The 16,550-nt window shown below is 69.0% G+C and carries 10 protein-coding genes; 1 reads left to right on the top strand and 9 read right to left on the bottom strand.

The window, feature by feature from the left end:
- Positions 1 to 9 precede the first annotated feature (9 nt).
- The 5 genes from dxs to ACFY0O_RS18540 all read right to left on the bottom strand — a co-directional run bounded on the left by dxs (position 10) and on the right by ACFY0O_RS18540 (position 6,882).
- Positions 10 to 1,926 carry a 1-deoxy-D-xylulose-5-phosphate synthase gene (gene dxs, locus ACFY0O_RS18560; RefSeq protein WP_388947715.1) on the bottom strand — a complete coding sequence of 639 codons (1,917 nt, stop codon included), beginning with the start codon at positions 1,924 to 1,926 and terminating at the stop codon, positions 10 to 12.
- A gap of 253 nt (positions 1,927 to 2,179) precedes the next feature.
- The gene (locus tag ACFY0O_RS18555; RefSeq protein WP_388947783.1) at positions 2,180 to 3,439 is read right to left on the bottom strand and encodes a sugar ABC transporter permease; all 1,260 of its coding nucleotides are present in this window, start codon (positions 3,437 to 3,439) and stop codon (positions 2,180 to 2,182) included.
- Between the two features lie 29 nt (positions 3,440 to 3,468).
- The gene (locus ACFY0O_RS18550; protein ID WP_042818391.1) at positions 3,469 to 4,257 is read right to left on the bottom strand and encodes an ATP-binding cassette domain-containing protein; all 789 of its coding nucleotides are present in this window, start codon (positions 4,255 to 4,257) and stop codon (positions 3,469 to 3,471) included.
- Between the two features lie 176 nt (positions 4,258 to 4,433).
- Positions 4,434 to 5,549, bottom strand: a complete 1,116-nt coding sequence (locus tag ACFY0O_RS18545; RefSeq protein ID WP_358891703.1) for a substrate-binding domain-containing protein — start codon at positions 5,547 to 5,549, stop codon at positions 4,434 to 4,436.
- A 118-nt stretch (positions 5,550 to 5,667) separates the two neighbouring features.
- Positions 5,668 to 6,882 (bottom strand): ROK family protein, encoded by a 1,215-nt coding sequence (locus ACFY0O_RS18540; RefSeq protein WP_388947714.1) that lies wholly within the window; start codon positions 6,880 to 6,882, stop codon positions 5,668 to 5,670.
- A 520-nt stretch (positions 6,883 to 7,402) separates the two neighbouring features.
- On the opposite strand from ACFY0O_RS18540, the gene mgtA reads away from it, so the two are divergent.
- A complete protein-coding gene (mgtA, locus tag ACFY0O_RS18535) occupies positions 7,403 to 10,123 on the top strand; it encodes a magnesium-translocating P-type ATPase (RefSeq protein ID WP_388947713.1) in 2,721 nt (906 codons plus the stop codon).
- 9 nt (positions 10,124 to 10,132) lie between these two features.
- Here mgtA and ACFY0O_RS18530 read toward each other — a convergent pair whose 3' ends face one another.
- The 4 genes from ACFY0O_RS18530 to acnA form a co-directional block, all read right to left on the bottom strand.
- Entirely contained in the window at positions 10,133 to 11,059 is a 927-nt protein-coding gene (locus tag ACFY0O_RS18530; protein WP_358891706.1) for a carbohydrate ABC transporter permease, read from the bottom strand.
- A gap of 12 nt (positions 11,060 to 11,071) precedes the next feature.
- A complete protein-coding gene (locus tag ACFY0O_RS18525) occupies positions 11,072 to 12,016 on the bottom strand; it encodes a sugar ABC transporter permease (RefSeq protein ID WP_358891707.1) in 945 nt (314 codons plus the stop codon).
- 38 nt (positions 12,017 to 12,054) lie between these two features.
- Positions 12,055 to 13,482 (bottom strand): N-acetylglucosamine/diacetylchitobiose ABC transporter substrate-binding protein, encoded by a 1,428-nt coding sequence (ngcE, locus tag ACFY0O_RS18520; protein WP_358891708.1) that lies wholly within the window; start codon positions 13,480 to 13,482, stop codon positions 12,055 to 12,057.
- 218 nt (positions 13,483 to 13,700) lie between these two features.
- Entirely contained in the window at positions 13,701 to 16,415 is a 2,715-nt protein-coding gene (gene acnA, locus ACFY0O_RS18515; RefSeq protein WP_388947712.1) for an aconitate hydratase AcnA, read from the bottom strand.
- Positions 16,416 to 16,550: the final 135 nt, after the last annotated feature.

Genomic DNA, 16,550 nt, shown 5'->3' with positions numbered 1-16,550 from the left:
GCCGTGCGGCTAGTCGACGGTGGCGGCCGGCTCGCTCTCGAAACGGCCGTCCAGCTTGGCCACCAGGCCGGTGACCTGGCGGGCGATGTCCGGGGCCGTCAGGCCGATCTCGGCCATGATCTCCTTGCGCAGCGCGTGGTCGAGGAAGCGCTGCGGGATGCCGAAGTCGCGCAGCGGCACGTCCACGCCCGCGTCCCGCAGGGCCTGCGAGACGGCGGCGCCGACACCGCCGGTGCGGCCGTTGTCCTCGACGGTGACGACGACGCGGTGCCGGTCGGCGAGCGGGGCCATGGCCTCGTCCACGGGCTTGACCCAGCGGGGGTCGACGACGGTCGAGGAGATGCCCTGCTTGTCGAGCAGGTCGGCGATCTCCAGGCACATCGGGGCGAGCGCGCCGACCGAGACGATCAGTACGTCCGGCCGGGTGACTTCGGGGGCGGGCAGGCGGAGCACGTCCATGCCGCCGACCTTCCCGACCGCCGGGACGGCCGGGCCGACGACGCCCTTGGAGTAGCGCACGACGGTCGGGGCGTCCTTGACCTCGACGGCCTCGCGCAGCTGCGCGCGCAGCTGCTCGGCGTCGCGCGGGGCGGCCAGGCGCAGGCCGGGAACGACCTGGAGGATGGACATGTCCCACATGCCGTTGTGGGAGGCGCCGTCGTCGCCGGTGACGCCGGCGCGGTCCAGGACGAAGGTGACCCCGCACTTGTGCAGGGCGACGTCCATGAGGACCTGGTCGAAGGCGCGGTTGAGGAAGGTCGCGTAGACCGCGAAGACGGGGTGGACGCCGCCGGTGGCGAGGCCCGCGGCCGAGGTGGCGGCGTGCTGCTCGGCGATGCCGACGTCGTAGACCCGGTCCGGGAAGGCCTCGGCGAACTTGTTGAGACCGACCGGGTGGAGCATGGCCGCGGTGATGCCGACGATGTCCGGGCGCTCGTGGCCGAGCTTGACCATCTCGTCGGCGAAGACGGAGGTCCAGCTGGCGGCGGAGGTCTTGACCGGCAGGCCGGTGTCCGGGTGGATCACGCCGACCGCGTGGAAGCGGTCCGCCTCGTGCTCCAGGGCGGGGGTGTAGCCGCGGCCCTTCTGGGTGAGGCAGTGCACGATGACCGGGCCGCTGAAGCGCTTGGCGCGCTGGAGGGCGGACTCCAGCGCCTCCATGTCGTGGCCGTCGATGGGGCCGATGTACTTCAGGCCCAGGTCCTCGAACATGCCCTGCGGGGCGATGAAGTCCTTGAGGCCCTTCTTGGCGCCGTGCAGGGTCTCGAAGAGCGGCTTCCCGACGACGGGGGTGCGCTCCAGGATCTCCTTGCCGCGGGCCAGGAAGCGCTCGTAGCCGTCCGTGGTGCGCAGGGTGGCGAGGTGGTTCGCGAGGCCGCCGATGGTGGGGCCGTAGGAGCGCTCGTTGTCGTTGACGACGATGACGAGCGGGCGGTCCTTGGCGGCGGCGATGTTGTTCAGCGCCTCCCAGGCCATACCGCCGGTGAGGGCGCCGTCGCCGATGACGGCGGCGACGTGGTGGTCCTCGCGGCCGAGGACCTCGTTGGCCTTGGCGAGGCCGTCGGCCCAGCCGAGGACGGTCGAGGCGTGCGAGTTCTCGATCACGTCGTGGTCGGACTCGGCGCGCGAGGGGTAGCCGGAGAGGCCGCCCTTGGAGCGCAGCCCGGCGAAGTCCTGGCGGCCGGTGAGCAGCTTGTGGACGTAGGCCTGGTGCCCGGTGTCGAAGAGGACCTTGTCCTTCGGCGATTCGAAGACCCGGTGCAGGGCGATCGTCAGTTCGACCACGCCGAGGTTGGGGCCGAGGTGCCCGCCGGTCTTGGAGACGGCATCGACCAGGAAGGACCTGATCTCGGCGGCGAGCTGGATCAGCTCCTCCTGGCTGAGCCGGTCCAGATCGCGCGGTCCCGTGATGCGGGTCAGCAGCACCCGTGCCTCCTTGCAGTTGCTGGCTGGTCTGTCGAGTCTAATGTTCCGCTCTCGGGCGGAATCATCGGGCGGTGCCGGGAGGGGTACGCCCTTTGTCATACCTGTACACCCCGCGGGGGAATCACACCTCCCAAACGGACGTATGACCGCACAACCGTACGTACATATGTACGCACAGGTGCCCGGTGCCACACGGAGTGGCACCGGGCACTGTGACGGGTCTTACCGTCCGGGCGACGCCCCGGGCGCGCGCTCAGGCGCGTCCGGCGGTCTTCTGGGTCTTGCGGGTGACCGAGTCGATGACCACGGTGGCGAGCAGTACCGCACCGGTGATCATGTACTGGATCGGAGTCGCGATCCCCTCCAGGGCCAGACCGTACTGGATGGAGGTGATGACCATGACGCCGAGGAGGGCGTTCCAGGTGCGGCCGCGGCCGCCGAAGAGGCTGGTGCCGCCGATGACGGCCGCCGCGATGACGTTCATCAGCAGGTCGCCGGCGCCGGCGCTCTGGTTGGCCGCCGCGATCTTGGAGGCCCAGAAGAGGCCGCCGATGGCGGCGAAGGTGCCGGCGATGGCGAAGACGGCGATGCGGATGCCGTTGACGTTGATGCCGGCGCGGCGGGAGGCCTCGACGCTGCCGCCGAGGGCGAAGACGTTGCGGCCGAAGGTGGTGCGGCGCAGCACGAAGTCCGTGCCGACCAGGGCCAGGACGAAGAGGACGACCGCGAGCGGCAGGCCCTTGTACTGGTTGAACACGACGGCGGGGCCGAAGGTGAACACGGCCAGCAGGCCCGTGCGCAGCAGGACCTCGCTCAGCGGCCGCGAGGGGACGCCCGCGGCCTCCCGGCGGCGGTTGTCGGTCCAGGAGGCGAGGAAGTACGCCGCCACGGCGACCGCCGCGAGGCCGTAGCCGGCGGCCACGTCGGAGAAGTAGTACGTGGTGAGCTTGCCGACCACGCCGTCCGGGTCGAGGTTGACGGTGCCGTTGCTGCCGAGGATCTGGAGCATGGCGCCGGACCAGAACAGCAGGCCGGAGAGGGTGACCGCGAAGGCGGGGGCGCCGATCTTGGCGAAGAAGAAGCCGTGGAGGGCGCCGATCAGGGCGCCGCCGGCGACTGCGGCGAGGATCGCGAGCCATTCGTCGACGCCGTGGGTGACGGCCAGGACGGCGACGATCGCGCCCGAGACGCCGCTGACGGAGCCGACCGAGAGGTCGATCTCGCCGAGCAGCAGCACGAAGATGATGCCGACGGCCATCATGCCGGTGGCGACCATCGTGATGGCGATGTTGGAGAGGTTCTCCGGGGAGAGGAAGTTCGAGTTCAGGCCCTGGAAGATGCCCCAGATGATGATCAGGCCGAGGACGACCGGGATCGAGCCCAGGTCGCCGGCCTTCATCTTGCGGCCGAACTCGCTCAGGTAGCCGGACAGGCCCCGCTCGCGCACGAGGAGGCGGGGGTCCACCACGGGTATCGCGTCCGCCGGGGCGGCCGGGTTGGCCAGCTTGGCCACGTCCTCCGCCGCGGTGTGGTGTTCGGTGCTCACTTGCGGGCCTCCCCGGTGCGGGCCGCCCGGCGGGTCACGGCGTTGTCCGTGGCCCCGGTGATGGCGGAGATGATCTCTTCCTGCGAGGTGTCGGCGACGTTGAAGACGCCGTTGTTGCGGCCCAGCCGCAGCACGGCCACCTTGTCGGCCACGGCCTTCACGTCGGCCATGTTGTGGCTGATGAGGATGACGGCGTGGCCGCGCTCGCGCAGCCGCTCGACCAGGTCGAGGACCTGGGCGGTCTGCTCGACGCCGAGGGCGGCGGTGGGCTCGTCGAGGATGACGAGCTTGGGCTCGCCGAGCATCGAGCGGGCGATCGCCACGGTCTGGCGCTGGCCGCCCGAGAGGGAGGCGATGGGAATCCGGACGCTGGGGATCCGGATGGACAGGGTGGTCAGGAGCTCGCGGGCGCGGCGCTCCATCTCCACCTCGTCGAGCACGCCGTAGCGCTTGAGTTCGCGGCCCAGGAAGAGGTTGCCGACGACGTCGATGTTGTCGCACAGCGCGAGGTCCTGGTAGACGGTCGCGATGCCGAGGTTCTGGGCGTCGTGGGGCTTGCCGATGGAGACCGGGCGGCCCTCCCACTCGATGACTCCGTCATCGATGGGGTGCACGCCGGCGATCGTCTTGACCAGCGTGGACTTGCCGGCGCCGTTGTCGCCGACCAGGGCGACGACCTCACCGGAGTGGATCTCGAGTTCTACGTCGGTCAGGGCCTGGACGGCACCGAACCGCTTCGAGACCCCTCGCAACGCCAGCACGGGCGCAGCGGACACATGAACCATCTCCTTCGCCGCCTGACCGGCGGGGATGTCGTGCAAAAGAGCAGGAGCGGGGTGGACGGGGATAGGGAAAAACGTTTCTGCCCGGCGCCCTGCGGCTGGCGGGGGCATGAGGGGCGGGGCGCCGGGCAGGGCAGGGGGGCCGGGTCGCCGCGGGGGCGGCGAGGGGGCCGGGGGCCTTACTTGAGGCCGAGGGCGGCGCAGGCGGCCGCGTACTTGTCGGTGCAGATCTCGTCGACCGTGTAGACGCCGTCCTTGATGACGGTGTCCTTGATGTTGTTCTTGGTCAGCGAGACGACCGGGATCAGCACGGAGGGGACGCCCTTGGTGGTCGGGCTGTCGACCTTGTTGTTGATGATGTCGTCGGCCTTCTTGCCCTGGGCGAGGGCGACGGCCATCTCGGCGGCGGCCGAGGCCTCGGGGGCGTACGGCTTGTAGACGCTCATGAACTGCTCGCCCGCCACGATGCGCTGGACGCCGGCGAGTTCGGCGTCCTGGCCGGTGACCGGGGGCAGGGGGTTCAGGCCGGCCGCCTTGAGGGCGGTGATGACGCCGCCGGCCATGCCGTCGTTGGCGGAGTAGACGCCGACCACCTTGTCCTTGCCGAGCGCGGAGAGGGCGCCCGCCATGTTGGTGTTGGCGTTCTCCGGCTTCCACTCCTTGGTGTCGTACTCCTTGCCGATGTTCACCTTGCCGTCGAGGACGGAGTGCGCGCCCTTCTTGAACAGCGCGGCGTTCGGGTCGGTGACGGAGCCGTTCATCATGACGATCTGGCCGTCCTTGGCCTTGTCGCCCAGGGCCTCCAGCAGGGCCTTGCCCTGCACCTTGCCGACCTCTTCGTTGTCGAAGGAGGTGTAGCCGTCGATCGGGCCCTCCGCCAGGCGGTCGTAGGCGACGACCGGGATGCCGGCGTCCTTGGCCTTCTTGACCGAGCCCGCGATGGCCTTGGCGTCCACGGCGTCGACGATCAGCACGTTCACCTTGTTGGTGATCATCGTGTCGACCTGGGAGTTCTGCGTGGTGGCGTCCTGCTTGGCGTTCGCGTAGACCACCTGGGCCTTGCCGTTGGTCAGATCGGAGATCTTCTTCTCGATCAGCGGCTTGTCGAACTTCTCGTAGCGCGCGGTCTGGTTCTCCGGCAGGAGCAGACCGACCTTGATCGCCTCACCGGCGGCAGCGGGGCCCGAGGGCTTCTTCTCGCCCCCCGCCTCCTTGGCGCTGCCACAGGCGGCCAGCGAGACGGCCATGGCGCCGGCGGCTACGGCAACGGCGGCTCTACGCATACGCGTGTTCATGAAGTGAACCTCCCTGACGAGGCCGCAACACTGCGGCCGAGGTGGGTGTGAGTCAACCCCGGCCGCGAGTTTGCCGTCAAGGAGTGAATCCTTAACGAGATGACAACGGAGTCATCCGTTATCTAAATGAAGACACGGCGGCGGGGGCACGCACTCCCATTCCATTTTCTGCCAAAAGCGTCGAATCGCCCATCTCGCTGAGTACGAGGGCGAGTGCGCCGAGTACCTCCGCACGGCTGCCCAGGGAACCGGTCAGCACGGACAACTGCCGGGCCGCGCTGGGGATCGCGTAGCGCCCCACGGATTCCCTGATCGGGGCCAGGACCAGCTCCCCGGCCTCCGCCAGCGAGCCGCCGAGCACGATCCGGCTCGGGTTCAGCAGGTTGCAGAGGCTGGCCACGCCGCTGCCGACGTGCCGGCCCACGTCGCCGATGACCCGGCGGCAGCCCGGGTCGCCCTCCCGGGCCAGCTCGACCACCTTCTCCATCGTCAGCTCCGGCCCGTGGCTGCCCTGGAGCAGGGGCAGCACGTAGCGGGCGGCGGCGAAGGTCTCCAGGCAGCCGCGGTTGCCGCAGCGGCAGACCGGGCCCGACTCGTCCAGGGTGATGTGCCCGATCTCCCCGGCGGTGCCGCCCGGACCCCGGTAGATCTGGCCGTTGATCACCAGGCCGGCGCCCACACCGCTGGCGACCTTGATGTACGCCAGGTCGCGCACCCCGCGCCCGCTCCCCCACACCAGCTCGCCCAGCGCGCCGAGGTTCGCGTCGTTGTCCACGTAGACGGGCACGCCCAGGCGCCGCGAGAGCTCCTGGCGCGGATTGATCCCCGCCCAGCCCGGCAGGATCGCGGTGGAGCCGAGGGTTCCGGACTCCACGTCAATGGGTCCGGGGACGCCGAGCCCGACGCCGATGACCTTGTCGCGGGCCACGCCGACCTGCTGCACCAGCCGTCCGACCAGCGCTTCCGCCCGGTCGAAGCCGTCCACCCAGGAGGCGTCCACGTCCAGCGGCTCGGATTCCTCGGCCAGCACCTGGTGGGCGAGGTTGCCGACGGCCACCCGCAGGTGGGCGTGGCCGAAATCCACGCCGATCACGATGCCCGCGTCCCCGCTGAGCGAGACGCTGCGGGCCCGCCGGCCGCCCGCCGAGGTGTCGGTGACCTCGACGGTCCCGCCCTCCTTGAGCTCACGGACGATGTTGGAGACCGTGGCCGCCGACAGTCCGGTGGTGCGGGCGATCTCCGCCTGGGTCAGCGAACCCGCGAGGCGCACCGCCCGCACGACCCGTTCGAGATTCGCGCGATGCAGTGAGGACTGCGATCCGGGAGTCTGCACGACTCATCCACTCCTGCCCATAAGCGACGGCCATCCGTCGCCCCCCGGCCGGTCGTCAAGGCTGTCTGCTCCGAGACCCCGGCGTCTCTCCAACTTGTGAACCTTAAGTCGAGCGTTTGGCCCCTCTGACGTCAAGGGCCGGAGACATCCCGAAATGGACACACCCGACCAAAAGGATGAACACCACCCTCCGGGATCGTGTTACGGTCGCCGAGGCGCCGGTCCTCTGCGGCCTCCAGGCCGGACCTGGCGCCGCGTACTGACGGCGCGACGCGAGGAGGTGTTCGGGATGAGTCCCGATCGAAGTCTTCGCCGCGCTCTCGTCGGCTGACCGTTCCGTACAGGAACGCTCGTTTCGTTTCCTTCTTTCCGCATGCCCCTGACTCTCCTGTCAGGCATACGTCATCCATGCCCTCGGCGCACCCCGTGGCGGCTCCCGCCACCGCGCGCCGACCCATGACCACTCCACGTGACCGCGCGGCCGCGCGCTGCCCGGACGCGGTGGAGGGAGGTATTCGTCATGACCATGCTCACCCCCCGTACCCCGGCCAAGCTCGCACCGCCGGGCCGGACCCGCCGCGAGCGCAAGGCCGCCGAGCTGGAGTCCGCCACCCGCCTGGCCGGCGAGCGCCTCGTCGCCGTCAGCGCCAGCCCGGCCGCCCGGGTCCTCCAGGACGTGGACACCTCCCACGGCGGCCTGACCCACGGCGAGGCCGTGCGCCGCCTGGGACTGCACGGCCCCAACACCGTCGCCCAGGAGCGCGCGCCGCACTGGACGGCCCAGCTCGCGAAGGCGTTCTGCAACCCCTTCATCGGCGTGCTCGTCTTCCTGGCCGCCGTCATGTTCTGGCAGGACCCCGCGGACCCCGGCGTCCTCATCCTCTCCGTGATGGTGGCGGTCAGCGGGCTGCTGCGGTTCTGGCAGGAGTACCGCTCCGGGCGCGCCGCCGACGCCCTGAAGAAGCTCGTCACCACCACCTGCGCGGTGCGGCGCCGGGCCGGCAGCGGCTCGGTCCCGACCACGCTGGAGATCCCGATGGACCAGGTGGTCCCGGGTGACCTGGTGCGGCTGGCCGCCGGCGACCTGATCCCGGCCGACCTGCGGCTGATCACCTCCAAGGACCTGATGGTCAACCAGGCGGCCCTGTCGGGCGAGTCGTTGCCGGTGGCCAAGGCGGACAGCCGAATCGAAGACCTCGGCCGGCACACGACGACCGACCCGGTGGAGGCCGACAACCTCTGCCTGATGGGCACCTCCGTCACCTCCGGCACCGCCACCGGCGTGGTCGTCGCGACCGGCTCCCACACCTACTTCGGGTCCATGGCCGGCACCCTCGTCGGCGAGCGCCCGCAGACCAACTTCGACACCGGGGTGCGCAAGGTCAGCTTCCTGCTGATCCGCTTCATGCTGGTGATGGTCCCGGTCGTCTTCATGATCAACGGCCTGACCAAGGGCGACTGGCAGGAGGCCTTCCTGTTCGGTGTCGCCGTCGCGGTGGGTCTGACCCCCGAGATGCTGCCGATGGTCGTCTCCGCCAACCTGGCCCGCGGCGCGGTGGCCATGGCCCGGCGCAAGGTCGTCGTCAAGCGGCTCAACGCCATCCAGAACCTGGGCGCCATGGACGTCCTGTGCACGGACAAGACCGGCACCCTCACCGAGGACCGCATCGTCCTGGACCGCTACCTGGACGTGCACGGCGCCGAGGACGGCGAGGTCCTGGAGTACGGCTACCTCAACGCGCACTTCCAGACCGGCCTGCGCAACCTGCTGGACCAGGCGGTCATCGACCGGGTGGACGAGGCCGAGGAGGTTGTCGTCGACGCACGGTTCACGATGGTCGACGAGATCCCCTTCGACTTCGCCCGCCGGCGGATGTCCGTGGTCCTGGCCCGCAACGCGATGACGGACGGCCCCGGCCGCCCCGAGCACGTGATGATCACCAAGGGCGCCGTCGAGGAGGTCCTGGACCTCTGCACCCACCTGACGGACCGGGGCGAGCACGTCGCGCTCACCGACGAGCTGCGGCGCCGCGCCACGGCCGTCGCCGCCGACCACAACCGGGCGGGCCTGCGCGTCCTGGCCGTGGCCACCCGGCGGATCGCCGCCCCCCGCGACACCTACACCGTCGCGGACGAGGAGCGGCTGACCCTGGTCGGCTTCCTCGCCTTCCTCGACCCGCCGAAGGCCTCCGCCGCCCGGGCCCTGCGGGGCCTGGCCGACAAGGGCATCGCGGTGAAGGTGGTCACCGGCGACAACGAGCTGGTCGCGGCCCGGGTCTGCGCCGACGTCGGCATCGAGGTGGGCCGTGTGGTGCCCGGCTCCGAGGTGGACGCCCTCGACGACACGGGGCTGCGCGCGCTGGCCGCCCGTACGACGGTCTTCGCCAAGGCCAACCCGGTGCAGAAGGCCCGGATCGTCCGGGCCCTGCAGGCGGACGGCCACACGGTCGGCTTCCTCGGGGACGGCATCAACGACGCGGCCGCGCTGCGGGACGCCGACGTCGGCATCTCCGTGGACACGGCCGTGGACATCGCGAAGGAGTCCGCGGACATCATCCTGCTGGAGAAGGACCTGACCGTGCTGGAGCAGGGCGTGGTCCAGGGCCGCACCACCTTCGGCAACACGGTCAAGTACATCAAGATGACGGCCTCGTCGAACTTCGGCAACGTCTTCTCGGTGCTGGTGGCGAGCGCGTTCATCCCCTTCCAGCCGATGCTCGCGATCATGCTGCTGGTGCAGAACCTCGTCTACGACATCGCCCAGCTGGCGACGCCCTGGGACCGGATGGACGAGGAGTACCTGCGCAAGCCGAGGAACTGGGACGCCAAGGGCATCTTCCGCTTCATGGTGACGATCGGCCCGATCAGCTCGATCTTCGACATCGCCATGTTCGTGATCATGTGGAACGTGTTCGCCGCCGACACCGTGGGCGAGGCCTCGCTCTTCCAGACCGGCTGGTTCGTCGAGGGCCTGCTCTCGCAGACCCTCGTCGTCCACATGATCCGGACCCGCAAGATCCCCTTCCTCCGGTCCCGCGCCTCCTGGCCGGTGATGGTGATGACGGTCCTGGCGGTACTGACCGGCCTCTGGCTGCCCTTCTCGCCCCTGGCCCCCGCCCTGGGCTTCACGGCCCTGCCGGCCGGCTACTTCCCCTGGCTGATCGGCGTCCTCCTCGCGTACTGCACACTGACCCAGCTGGTGAAGACCTGGTACATCCGCCGCTTCGGCACCTGGCTGTGAGGAGGCGCCCTACTTGAGGGTGGCCGAGGTCAGGCCCGCCTGGATCTGGCGTTGGAAGGAGAGGTAGACCACCAGCATCGGGATCATCGCGATGGTCACGCCGGCGAAGAGGACCGGCAGGTCCGTCTGGTAGCCCATCTGGTACTGGAGCTGGATCAGGCCCTGGGTGAGCATGTAGCGCTCGGGGTCCGATCCGCTCTGGGGCTGCATCAGCACGGAGGGCAGGATGTACTGGTTCCACTGGCCCAGGACGTTGAATATCCCCACGCTGATCAGGCCCGGCTTGGCCATCGGCAGCATCACCTGGAAGAAGATCCGGGTGTCGGAGGCCCCGTCGATGACCGCCGCCTCGTGCACCGCCGTGGGCAGGGTGCGGAAGAAGGAGTGCATGAAGAAGACGGTGAAGGGCATCGAGTAGGCGACGTAGACCAGGATCAGACCCTGGTAGGTGTTCAGCAGGTCGAGCCGTTTGACCATGAAGAACAGCGGCACGAGCGCCAGGAACACCGGGAACATCGCCCCGCTGACGAAGAAGTAGTAGATGATCCGGTTCCCCGGGAAGGGGTAGCGGGCCAGGACGTACGCGGCCATCGAGCCGAGCAGCATGGTCAGCGGGACGGAGAAGGCCAGCACGATCAGGGTGTGGCCGAAGTAGCCGCCGATGCCCTTGTCCCAGGCCCGGCCGAAGGCGTCGAAGTGCCAGTTGGTCGGCCAGCTCAGGGCGGAGGAGCCGATCTGGGAGTCGGTCTTGAAGGAACCGAGCGCCAGCCACACCAGCGGCAGGACGATCAGTATCGCCCAGACGGCCAGGAAGCCGTGGGAGAAGACGTTCAGCACCATGCCGTCGGAGCGGGTCCGGCCGGCGCCCTCGGGGCGGCCGCTCCCCCGGGACCGCTCGGCGGCCGACTCACCGGGTGCCTTGATCACTGTGGTCATCGGGTCTCCCGCTCAGAACTCGATGCGCTCGCGGCGGGTGGCGCGCAGCGTGACGACGGAGAGGATCATGGTCAGCAGCAGCATCACGACGCCCATGGCACAGGCGTAGCCGCTCTTGCCGAAGTAGAGGAAGTTGCGCATCAGCACGGTCGCCATGACCTCGCTGTGGTGGTCCGGGCCGCCGCCGAACTGGCCGGAGGTCATGGTGGACACCAGGACGAACATGTCCATGGCCGCGATGCCCAGGTAGACCGCCGAGGTCTGCACGGAGTCCCACAGGAGGGGCAGCGTGACCCTGAGGAAGGTCTGGCCGCGGCCCGCGCCGTCGAGCAGGGCGGCCTCGTAGATGTCCCTGGGGACCGACTGCATGGCGGCGGAGAAGAGGACCAGGTAGAAGCCGACCCCGTGCCAGACCACCACGAGCAGCAGGCACCACAGGACCAGGTTCGGCTGGTTGAGCCATTCGACGGGGCGGGCCGGGTCGACCAGGCCCAGCTTGGCGAGGAACGCGTTCAGCAGGCCGCCCGTGTCACTGCGGTACACCGCCCCGAAGAGGACGGCGAGGATGGCGAGGGACAGGACCTGCGGGAAGAAGTAGACGATCTTGTAGAAGGCCGACCCCCGGACGCCCCGCACCCCGCCGGCCCCGCTGCGCCCTCCCGCGTTCACCATGAAGGCGAAGAAGAGGGCGAGCAGGATGGTGATGACGGGGACGAACACCAGGAGCAGCAGGTTGTGCCACAGGGCGCTGCGGAAGACCTCGTCCTCCATCAGGGCCGCGTAGTTCTCCAGGCCGACGAAGTCGAACGTCGGGGACTGGCCGGACCAGTTGGTGAAGGAGTAGCCGAACGTCTGCACGTACGGCCAGATGACGAAGGTCAGGTACAGCGCGAGCGGCAGGATGAGGAAGCCGGCGATGAAGCCGGCCCTTCCCTTGCTCCGGGCTACGGGGCTCATGGTGTCCGTCCCTGGTGGTGGCGCCGGTGGACGTGGGGTCAGCTGCGGTGGTTGTTCTTCGCGTTGGGATCCTTGGCGGCCTTGTCCACCGCGGCCTGGGCCCGCTTGATCCACTCCTTCGGCTGGATGCGCTGGGCCATCAGCTCGTTGGACGCGTTCTGGATGTCGGAGTCCATCTCGCTGTACCAGTCGGGGTACAGGTAGTTGAAGGTGTCGGTCCCGGCGGCCTTGACCGCGGCGACGGCGGACTGGGTGCCCGGCCGGAGCTTGACGGAGGGGTCGACGCCGTCCTTGACGACGGTGAGGGAGTTGGCCTGCTGGGCGAAGGTCGTCGACCATTCGCGGGAGAGCATGGTGCGCAGGAACTCCAGGCCGCCGGCCTTGTTGGCGGCCTTCTCCGGGACGACGAAGGCCTCGTTGGCGCCCGCCCGGATGGCGGTGAAGGGCAGCTTGCTGTCGGCGAGCACCGGCACCGGCAGGAACTTCATGTCGAAGTCGTCCGGGGTCTGCTTGAGCTGCTCGTTCTCCAGCCAGGAGCCGGAGGGGATGAAGGCCGCCTTGTACTGGTTCCAGGCGGTCTGCGCCTCCGTGTGGGTGAGGCCGTTGGTGCCGGGCATCAGGTAGCCCTTCTCGACCACCTCGTAGACGGCCTCGATGGCGGCCAGGGCGGCCGGGTTGCCCTCGAAGGCGTTCGGGGAGAGGTTGTCGATGGCCTTCATGGCCTCCAGACCGCCCTTCTTGGCGATCAGGTCCATGATCACGACGTTGATGTAGTACGGGTACTTCCCCTGGTGGGCCAGGCCGCCGATGCCGGCCTCCTTGGCCTTGGCGCAGATGCCCAGGAACTCGTCCCAGGTCTTGGGCTCGGTCCAGCCCTTCTCCTTGAAGAGCTTGCCGGAGTACCAGAACCCGAAGACGGTGTAGACGTAGTTGAGGGCGACGAACTTGCCCGCCTGGGTGCCCTGTTCGACGGTGCCGGCGATCAGGGTGTCGCGGACCTTCTTGTTCGGGTCGTCGATCGAGGGGGCCTCGAGGACGGCGGTCAGGTCGGCGAGCTGGCCGCCCTTGGCGAGCACGTCGATCTTGATCATCTGGGCGCCGGAGTCGTTGAGGACGTCCGGCGGGTTGCCCCCGTTGAACCGGGGCTGGAGCTTGGCCGCGATCTCCTGGGTGCCCAGGTGGGAGCTGGTGGTGCCCCACTTCTTGTCGAACGCCGCCTCCCAGGCCTTGGCGTAGTCGTCACCGAACCCGCCCTTGAAGATGACCACGTCGAGCTTGCCGCCTTTGGCGAGGCCGAAGGGGTTCTCCTTGGAGACGAGCCCCTTGTCGGGGCCCTTCGTGGAGGTGTCCCCGCCCCCGGAGGCGCAGGCGGACAGGAAGCTCATCGTCGGCACGGCGATCAGTCCGAGCGCTGCGGAGCGCTTGATCAGATCACGGCGGCCGAGGCCCTCACCGGTGGATCCCATGCTCAAGTCCTCGCCTTCGTCAGGATTGGGGCACAGGTATAGTCCACTTCCGCTTTGCTCAGCAAGATCGTGCACAAGGATCGTTCCCGGCTTTTCCGAGTTGAGACCTGTCCGTCATCTGATTCCGCCGCCCCGAAAAGCGGAAGGGCCGCACCCCCTTTTCGGGGGTACGGCCCTATGGTGCCGACTGCCGGCGGATCGCTCCGCCTGGCGCGCCCTTAGCCGCGGATCAGGTTGCGCAGGACGTACTGCATGATGCCGCCGTTGCGGTAGTAGTCCGCCTCACCCGGCGTGTCGATGCGCACGACCGCGTCGAAGGAGACACCGGTGTCGGTGGTGACCTTGACCGTGCGCGGGGTGGTGCCGTTGTTCAGCTCCTCCACACCGGTGAAGGAGAAGGTCTCCTCGCCGGTGAGGCCCAGGGAGGCCGCGGTGGCGCCCTCGGGGAACTGGAGCGGGAGGACGCCCATGCCGATCAGGTTCGAGCGGTGGATGCGCTCGTAGGACTCGGCGATGACGGCCTTGACGCCGAGCAGCGCGGTGCCCTTGGCGGCCCAGTCGCGGGACGAGCCCGAGCCGTACTCCTTGCCCGCCAGGATGACCAGCGGGATGCCGGCGGCCTGGTAGTTCTGCGAGGCGTCGTAGATGAACGCGACCGGCGCGCCCTCGACGGTGAAGTCGCGGGTGAAGCCGCCCTCGGTGCCCGGCGCGATCTGGTTGCGCAGGCGGATGTTGGCGAAGGTACCGCGGATCATGACCTCGTGGTTGCCGCGGCGGGAGCCGTAGCTGTTGAAGTCGCGGCGCTCGACGCCGTGCTCCGTGAGGTACTTGCCGGCCGGGGTGTCGGCCTTGATCGCACCCGCCGGGGAGATGTGGTCGGTGGTGACCGAGTCGCCCAGCTTCGCCAGCACGCGGGCGCCGGCGATGTCGGAGACCGGGGTGGTCTCCATCGTCATGCCCTCGAAGTAGGGGGGCTTGCGGACGTAGGTGGACTCGGCGTCCCACTCGAAGGTGTTGCCGGTCGGGATCGGCAGCGCCTGCCACTGGGCGTCACCCGCGAAGACGTCCTGGTAGGACTTCGAGAACATGTCCTCGCCGATGGCGTTGGCCACGACGTCGTTGACCTCGGCCTCGGAGGGCCAGATGTCCTTGAGGAAGACCGGGTTGCCCTCGGTGTCGGTGCCGATGGCCTCGGTGGTGACGTCCACCTTCATGGAGCCCGCGATGGCGTACGCGACGACCAGCGGCGGGGACGCCAGGTAGTTCATCTTGACGTCGGGGTTGATGCGGCCCTCGAAGTTGCGGTTGCCCGAGAGGACCGAGGTGACCGCGAGGTCGTGCTCGTTGATCGCCTTCGAGATCTCCTCGTCCAGCGGACCGGAGTTGCCGATGCAGGTGGTGCAGCCGTACCCGACGAGGTTGAAGCCCATCTTGTCGAGGTACGGGGTCAGGCCGGCCTTGTCGAAGTAGTCGGTGACGACCTTCGAGCCCGGGGCGAGGGTGGTCTTGACCCACGGCTTGCGGGTCAGGCCCTTCTCGACCGCCTTCTTGGCCACGAGCGCCGCGGCGACCATGACGTAGGGGTTCGAGGTGTTGGTGCAGGAGGTGATCGCGGCGACGGTGACGGCGCCGTGGTCGATCTCGAAGGAGGAGCCGTCGGCCAGGGTGACCAGGGTCGGACGGGTCGGCACGCCGTTGGTGGCGGCCGGGGCGTCGGAGGCCGGGAAGGACTCCTTGCCCGCCTCGTCGTCGTCCTCGACGTAGTTGCGCACGTCCTGGGCGAACTGCTGGGCGGCGTTCGCGAGGACGATGCGGTCCTGCGGGCGCTTCGGGCCGGCGATGGACGGGACGACCGTGGAGAGGTCCAGCTCGAGCTTCTCGGAGAAGTCGGGCTCGGCCTTCGGGTCCAGCCAGAGGCCCTGCTCCTTGGCGTACGCCTCGACGAGGGCGACCTGCTGGGCGTCGCGGCCCGTCAGGCGCAGGTACTTCAGGGTCTCGTCGTCGATCGGGAAGATCGCGGCGGTCGAGCCGAACTCCGGCGACATGTTGCCGATGGTGGCGCGGTTCGCGAGGGAGGTGGCGGCGACGCCCTCACCGTAGAACTCGACGAACTTGCCGACGACGCCGTGCTTGCGCAGCATCTCGGTGATCGTGAGCACCAGGTCGGTGGCGGTGGTGCCGGTCGGCAGCTCGCCGGTCAGCTTGAAGCCGACGACGCGCGGGATCAGCATGGAGACCGGCTGGCCGAGCATCGCGGCCTCGGCCTCGATGCCGCCGACGCCCCAGCCGAGCACGCCGAGGCCGTTGACCATGGTGGTGTGCGAGTCGGTGCCGACGAGGGTGTCGGGGTACGCCTGGCCGTTCCGGACCATGACCGTGCGGGCCAGGTGCTCGATGTTGACCTGGTGGACGATGCCGGTGCCCGGGGGGACGACCTTGAAGTCGTCGAAGGCGGTCTGGCCCCAGCGCAGGAACTGGTAGCGCTCCTTGTTGCGGCCGTACTCCAGCTCCACGTTCTGGGAGAACGCGTCCTTGGTGCCGAACTTGTCGGCGATGACCGAGTGGTCGATGACCAGCTCGGCCGGGGAGAGCGGGTTGACCTTGGACGGGTCGCCGCCGAGCTCCTTGACGGCCTCACGCATGGTGGCGAGGTCCACGACGCAGGGGACGCCGGTGAAGTCCTGCATGATCACGCGGGCCGGCGTGAACTGGATCTCCTGGCTGGGCTCCGCCTGGGAGTCCCAGCCGCCGAGCGCCCGGATGTGGTCGGCGGTGATGTTCGCGCCGTCCTCGGTGCGGAGCAGGTTCTCCAGCAGGACCTTCAGGCTGTAGGGAAGGCGCGCGGCGCCCTCGACCTTGTCCAGCCGGAAGATCTCGTACGACTCGTCGCCCACCTGCAGCGTGCTGCGGGCGTCGAAGCTGTTCGCCGACACGACAGTCTCCTTCATGCATGATTCGCGCGTATTACCGCAATCCTGCCGCCACGCCCTGTGGCCAATCCGCTAAGGTAAGGCTAAGTTAGGTAGCCCTTACTCGCGGGGGCGGCTGCGGTACGCCTTCGGCAGATA

Origin of the sequence: Streptomyces sp. NPDC001594 (genome assembly GCF_042893675.1) — a bacterium.
In the GTDB taxonomy this organism is placed as follows: Bacteria; Actinomycetota; Actinomycetes; order Streptomycetales; family Streptomycetaceae; genus Streptomyces.
The sequence above is the reverse complement of the archived record's forward strand: the minus strand, read 5'-3'. Positions and strand labels throughout refer to the sequence as shown.

Excerpts from the sequence above, each read along its gene's own strand:
- ACFY0O_RS18550 (WP_042818391.1), bottom strand. The coding sequence starts at position 4,257 with ATGGTTCATGTGTCCGCTGCGCCCGTGCTGGCGTTGCGAGGGGTCTCG.
- ACFY0O_RS18545 (WP_358891703.1), bottom strand. The coding sequence starts at position 5,549 with ATGAACACGCGTATGCGTAGAGCCGCCGTTGCCGTAGCCGCCGGCGCC.
- mgtA (WP_388947713.1), top strand. The coding sequence starts at position 7,403 with ATGACCATGCTCACCCCCCGTACCCCGGCCAAGCTCGCACCGCCGGGC.
- ACFY0O_RS18530 (WP_358891706.1), bottom strand. The coding sequence starts at position 11,059 with ATGACCACAGTGATCAAGGCACCCGGTGAGTCGGCCGCCGAGCGGTCC.
- ACFY0O_RS18525 (WP_358891707.1), bottom strand. The coding sequence starts at position 12,016 with ATGAGCCCCGTAGCCCGGAGCAAGGGAAGGGCCGGCTTCATCGCCGGC.
- ngcE (WP_358891708.1), bottom strand. The coding sequence starts at position 13,482 with ATGGGATCCACCGGTGAGGGCCTCGGCCGCCGTGATCTGATCAAGCGC.